Raw genomic sequence first — 5964 nt, forward strand, 5'->3', positions numbered from 1 at the left:
ATCTCGATCGAAAATAGAGATCGAACTTCAAGTTTTGGACTCAGACTCAATCTCAAACCTTTTTCCAGAATTCTACAAAAAATTCAACACGTTGGCGGAGCCTCTCAGAATGAGAATCGAGCGGCTCAACTTCATGTTCTAATTCTGGTAACACGATGCCTGGATGTTGGCGTAGCCTCTCCAGCGGAGAATCGCGATCGAGGATTATTTCAGTATGATAGCCATAGCTAAGTATTTACCGATTGAGATTTCTCTTCTTCTCGATCGTTCTGAAGCTCCAGACAGTAACCTGCACCATAGATAGTCTTGATATACTTAGGGCGACGGGGATCTGGCTCCATCTTCGTGCGGAGGTGGCGAATGTGGACGCGAATTGTTTCAATATCGTCGTCTGGATCGTAACCCCAGACCTCGCGGAGAATGTCACTAGGGGACACTGTTTGCCCATGTCGCTGGAGTAAACAGTGCAATAGTTCAAATTCGAGGTGAGTAAGCTTAATCGTTGCTTTACGCCAAATTGCCTCGAATCGTTCGGGGACTAAAGTCAGCTCGCCATAATTGAGAATTTCGCTGTGTTTGGCAGCTTGGGGAATCCGATCCGTTCGTCGCAGCAGTGCCCGCACGCGAGCCAACAGCTCTTCAATTTCAAACGGTTTAGTCAAATAGTCGTCCGCACCAGCATTGAACCCTTCTACCTTATTTTGGGTTTGACTCAGAGCTGTCAACATTAGCACGGGAATGTCCGAGGTGCGATCGTCGCGGCGCAGTCGTTGGCAAACTGTATAACCATCAACTTTGGGCAGCATTAAATCCAATACAATTAAATCTGGTTGAATTTGGATCGCCATTGCTTGCCCTTGGATGCCATCGGGTGCTTGGTTTACCTCATATCCAGCCATTTCAAGGTTAATACAGACTATTTCAGCGATCGCTGCATCATCATCAATGACTAGTATTCGAGGCATGTTCGAGTAATTTTGTGTAAATGTCTGAAAAGTTTGTTAAAAAAATTTAGCAAAAAAAAGCTTTATGTAAAGATTATACGCAACTGTATCGGGTGATGCGAGTTTTTTTTGATATTTCGCAATTTTAAGTCATGTTTGCTAGAGGATAGGGGGTAGTGGATAGTGGATAGTGAATAGTGAAGCCTGAGTTTAAGGAAAGGTATTAAAAAATCGATACCTAAAACCTAAAACCTAAAACCTAAAACCTAAAACCTAAAACCTAAAACCTCACCCCTATGACAACTCTCCCTCCCCACGAACCAACTTGGCTAACTGTAATCCGCCTCCTCCGCTGGGATAAGCCCGCAGGTAGATTAATTTTGATGATTCCTGCTTTGTGGGGATTGTGTCTGGCTGCACAGGGAAATCCACCATTACCATTGGTGGGCGTAATTATTTTAGGTACGTTGGCAACTAGTGCGGCGGGATGCGTGGTGAATGATTTATGGGATCGAAATATCGATCCTCAAGTAGAGCGTACCAAAAATCGTCCGCTGGCGGCGCGATCGCTATCGATCGCGACTGGAATCGGCGTATTAATTGTCTCACTGATTTGTGCGGCAATTTTGGCGGTATATCTCAATCCGTTGACCTTCTGGCTGTGTGTGGCTGCCGTGCCAGTAATTTTGTTGTATCCTGGGGCTAAACGGGTATTTCCGGTGCCCCAATTGGTACTGTCGATCGCCTGGGGATTTGCGGTCTTAATTAGTTGGTCGATGGTGACGGCTAGTCTGGCTCCGCCAACATGGTATTTGTGGGGTGCGACGATTTTTTGGACGTTGGGATTTGATACTGTCTATGCCATGTCCGATCGCGATGACGATCGCCGGATTGGGGTCAATTCTAGTGCCCTATTCTTCGGTAATTACGTGGCAGAGGCGATCGCCATCTTTTTTGCCCTGACGGTGGGTTTGCTGGGCTACATGGGCAATATGATGGGCTTGGGGTCGATGTTTTGGGTTGGCCTAATCGTCTCTGCTGGTGGTTGGCTGTGGCAATATCTTCGGCTCAAGCAACCGACGATCCCGCCAGCTTTTTATCCCCAAATGTTTCGTGAAAATGTCTGGATTGGTTTTGGGTTGCTATTGGGGATGATCTTGGGCATCAGGCATTAGATTACACGAGTTCGATCGGGTCAACGATGGCTTACTGTGAAGTTAGTAAGTCTAAGAAATGCTATCATATTTTGTAGACTCACTAAAACGAGCAATGCTAAATCTCAGTTACGAGTACAAACTCAAGCCAACAGATGAGCAGATTTCAGAGATCGAAAGAACTCTAGTGATTTGTCGCAAGGTTTGGAACTATGCCCTGCGAGAGCGCAAGGACTGGATTAACTCTCGTAAATGCCCGATTAATGCTTGCTCAATTGTTGGTGAGTATATTATTCCGGCTGATGCTTCATATCCCAATTACGCACTGCAATGCAAGTCTTTAACCGCAGCTAAGGAGTTATATCCTGAACTTAAAACGGTTAATGCCCAAATGCTTCAGCAAGTGTTAAGAAAGTTGGAAACGGCTTTCGTGGACATGAAAAGGAAAGAGATGGGATTTCCTAGATTTAAAAATAAATACAAAATGCGGTCGTTTGTGTTTCCCCAAATGCTGAAAAATTGCATCCAAGGCAATAGTATCAAACTGCCGCAGTTAGGTATTGTTGAGTTGATTAAATCTAGAGAGATTCCTGACGGGTTTGCGGTTAAGCAAGCTCGAATCGTGCGGAAGGCTAGTGGATATTTTGTCATACTTTCATTAGAGTGCGATGTGAATGTTCCTCAGCCAGTTGCACATGGATTCCCAGTTGGAATAGATTTAGGTCTAGATCGATTTCTAGCAACTTCTGAAGGAAAGTTAGTTAAATGCCCTAAGTTTCTAAACACCGAACACCGCAAGCTTAAATTGCTGCAACGTCGGTTAAAGAACAAGAAAAAGGGATCTAACAACCGTCATAAGTTAAATAGGAAGATTGCTAGGCTGCATCAACGAGTGACTGATACCCGTAAGGATTGGCAGTTTAAATTAGCTCATGAAGTAGCAAAAGACGCGGGGATGGTATTTGTTGAAGATATCGATTTTCGGGTCTGGGCTAAGGGAATGTTTTGTAAACACACTTTAGATGCTGGCTTTGGACAATTCATAACAATTCTTGCGTGGATATGTTGGAAGCAAGGTGTGTATTTTGAGAAGGTAAACAAGGATTACACTTCTCAAGTTTGCCCTAATTGTGATGCCCATACTGGCAAGAAAACACTTGATAATAGAGTGCATAATTGTCCAGCATGTGGGTACATGACACATCGAGATGTAGCAGCGGCTCAAGTTATTCGCAATCGCGGATTGTCGGCGGAGGGACGCTTCGTAGACATTAAAGAAGTTGCTTGTGGAGGCGGTCTGACGGGGACTGGCAACAGTCTAGTCAAGAGCCTAAGAGACAGGAAGAAGAAAGCATGAAGGCGTGGCTTGAGCTGTGCCGGAATGCAACCTTTGAGAATCCCCCTTTTTTTTCCAGGGGGAGTACGTCAATAAAATTACTATAGTCTCGATCTCCTAGAAAACAGATTGTGGACTTATGAGGTAGATCCACTATCCACGTTCACAACTCAGCACCGACTACTCATAACCAAAAACCGTTATAAGTAAGACTTTACTTAAATTTTAGCTTTAACCGTTGGGAGAAAAAATTGGTTTCTACATCTAACTTGAAAACTACAAAATCAGAAGAAATTTTTGCTGCTGCGCAGAAATTGATGCCAGGTGGTGTAAATTCACCTGTCCGTGCCTTCAAATCTGTCGGCGGACAACCGATTGTATTCGATCGTGTCAAAGATGCCTATGTCTGGGACGTAGATGGTAATCAGTATATCGACTATGTGGGCAGTTGGGGGCCAGCGATCTGCGGACACGCCCACCCAGAAGTGATTGCCGCTTTACATGAAGCATTAGCTAAAGGGACGAGTTTTGGTGCGCCTTGCTATCTCGAAAACGTCCTCGCAGAGATGGTCATTAATGCCGTTCCCAGCGTGGAAATGGTGAGATTTGTCAACTCCGGCACGGAGGCTTGTATGGCTGTCTTGCGGCTGATGCGAGCCTTTACTGGACGCGATAAGATTATCAAGTTTGAGGGCTGTTATCACGGACATGCGGATATGTTCCTGGTGAAAGCTGGTTCTGGGGTTGCGACACTCGGTCTACCCGATTCCCCTGGCGTACCCAAATCGACTACTGCCGATACTCTCACTGCACCTTACAACGATTTAGAAGCTGTTAAAGCTCTATTTGCTGCCAATCCCGACAGTATTTCTGGGGTAATTTTAGAACCTGTCGTTGGTAATGCTGGTTTTATTACGCCCGATGCTGGTTTCCTGGAAGGTTTGCGGTTAATAACTCAAGAATATGGCGCATTGCTAGTATTCGATGAGGTTATGACTGGCTTCCGCATCGCCTACGGTGGCGCACAACAGAGATTTGGTGTTACCCCCGATCTCACGACAATGGGTAAAGTTATTGGTGGTGGTTTACCCGTCGGAGCCTATGGTGGACGCAAAGAGATCATGTCCATGGTCGCACCTGCGGGGCCGATGTATCAAGCGGGTACTCTATCGGGGAATCCTTTGGCAATGACAGCCGGAATCAAAACCCTGGAATTGCTCCAAAAACCTGGAACATATGAGTATCTAGATAAAATCACCAAACGCTTGGCTGATGGATTAGTCCAAATCGCCAAAGAAACTGGACATGCTGCTTGTGGTGGTAATATCAGTGCCATGTTTGGTTTATTCTTCTGTTCGGGGCCAGTTCATAACTTTGAAGATGCCAAGCAGTCAGACGTAACTAAATTTGGTCGCTTTCATCGGGGGATGTTAGAACAAGGGATCTATCTCGCACCGTCGCAATTTGAGGCTGGCTTTACGTCTCTAGCACATACAGAGGATGATATCGATCGAACTTTGGCAGCAGCTCGTGTTGTTATGTCCCAAATCTAGCCCCTTGCTACGCCTTTAGGCTGAGGAGCGTCAACAAATAAAATGGTGATTAGGCGGAAACTCTTCCGTCTAATCTTCAAATTGTTTAGGATAAGAGTAATAGGTAAGTTAATTACTTTTGACTTCTGACTTCTGACTTCGTTCACAATCCCTCTTGTCGATCGGATATTATGGACATTTACTGTACTCGTCCTCATTGCGAACAGCCGCTGAACTCGTTTCCCGATCTAGACGATAGTAAATTTTTAAAAACCGTAGATCTCAAGCATTGCCATTGTTGTGGAATGCCATTAATTTTAGATGGCCGCTATGTGCCGTTAAAATTGCTACAACGGGATAAATTGGGCGCGACATTTCTCAGTTGCGATCTACTCGCACCTAAAGGGAAACGTTGCACGATCGAACAGTTAGAGATCGATCCTAGTTTTAATACCACTCAGTTGGAAATCGCTACGCAATTATTTTGTCATGAAGCTGAAGTTTTAGAGAAATTGGGCAAGCATCCTAAAATCCCCCAAATTTTTGCATTTTTGGAACTGACAATCCCCGCAGAGGTCCCCCATAGCCAACAAAAGTTCTTTTATTTAGTTCGAGAATATATTGCTGGACAAAGTTTAGCAGCAGAATTGCTCGTTAAAGGTAAATTCAGTGAATCGGAAGTTATTTTTGTACTGCGAGAAGTTGCAAAAATTTTAGAATTCGTTCACTTTCAGGACACAATTCACCGCGAGCTTAAGCCAGCAAACATCATCCGCGATGCACAAGGCAAAATTTATTTAGTCAACTTTGGGGCGGTGAAGCAGATTGGGGCTGAGACTATTCGTGCGACTGTCCAGATGCTAGAACGTAATTTAAACTCCGTATCTACAATAGAATATGCTCCAGGCAAACAACACCAGGGACAGGAAATTTATCCTTCATCAGACTTGTATAGTTTGGCGGTGACTTGTTTAAATTTACTTACAGGTAAACTACCT

General features: G+C 44.7%; 6 protein-coding genes. 5 read left to right on the forward strand and 1 reads right to left on the reverse strand.

From position 1 onward, the window contains the following. Positions 1-231, forward strand: a 231-nt coding sequence (locus tag RMO55_RS20430) for a hypothetical protein (protein WP_310429756.1), incomplete at its 5' end; no start/stop codon positions are given. Here the strand turns inward: RMO55_RS20430 and RMO55_RS20435 are convergent. Next, positions 228-965: a response regulator transcription factor gene (locus RMO55_RS20435; protein ID WP_310429758.1), complete on the reverse strand. Its 738-nt coding sequence runs from the start codon at positions 963-965 to the stop codon at positions 228-230. The two genes, RMO55_RS20430 and RMO55_RS20435, sit on opposite strands and share 4 nt — an antisense overlap. 275 nt (positions 966-1240) lie before the next feature. Between RMO55_RS20435 and RMO55_RS20440 the strand changes: the two genes are divergently transcribed. The 4 genes from RMO55_RS20440 to RMO55_RS20455 form a co-directional block, all read left to right on the forward strand. Continuing rightward, entirely contained in the window at positions 1241-2119 is an 879-nt protein-coding gene (locus tag RMO55_RS20440; protein ID WP_310429760.1) for a 4-hydroxybenzoate solanesyltransferase, read from the forward strand. A 94-nt stretch (positions 2120-2213) separates the two neighbouring features. Continuing rightward, entirely contained in the window at positions 2214-3455 is a 1242-nt protein-coding gene (locus tag RMO55_RS20445) for a transposase (protein ID WP_310429762.1), read from the forward strand. A 230-nt stretch (positions 3456-3685) separates the two neighbouring features. Next, positions 3686-4987: a glutamate-1-semialdehyde 2,1-aminomutase gene (hemL, locus tag RMO55_RS20450; protein WP_310429765.1), complete on the forward strand. Its 1302-nt coding sequence runs from the start codon at positions 3686-3688 to the stop codon at positions 4985-4987. Between the two features lie 170 nt (positions 4988-5157). Next, positions 5158-5964 (forward strand): protein kinase domain-containing protein (locus RMO55_RS20455; protein WP_310429767.1); only part of this gene is annotated, 807 nt, incomplete at its 3' end.

Origin of the sequence: Chamaesiphon sp. VAR_48_metabat_135_sub (assembly GCF_031418915.1) — a bacterium.
GTDB lineage: Bacteria > Cyanobacteriota > Cyanobacteriia > Cyanobacteriales > Chamaesiphonaceae > Chamaesiphon.

What these genes read in the sequence shown, in the direction of transcription:
- RMO55_RS20435 (WP_310429758.1), bottom strand. Translation starts at nt 965, where the DNA reads ATGCCTCGAATACTAGTCATTGATGATGATGCAGCGATCGCTGAAATA.
- RMO55_RS20440 (WP_310429760.1), top strand. Translation starts at nt 1,241, where the DNA reads ATGACAACTCTCCCTCCCCACGAACCAACTTGGCTAACTGTAATCCGC.
- RMO55_RS20445 (WP_310429762.1), top strand. Translation starts at nt 2,214, where the DNA reads ATGCTAAATCTCAGTTACGAGTACAAACTCAAGCCAACAGATGAGCAG.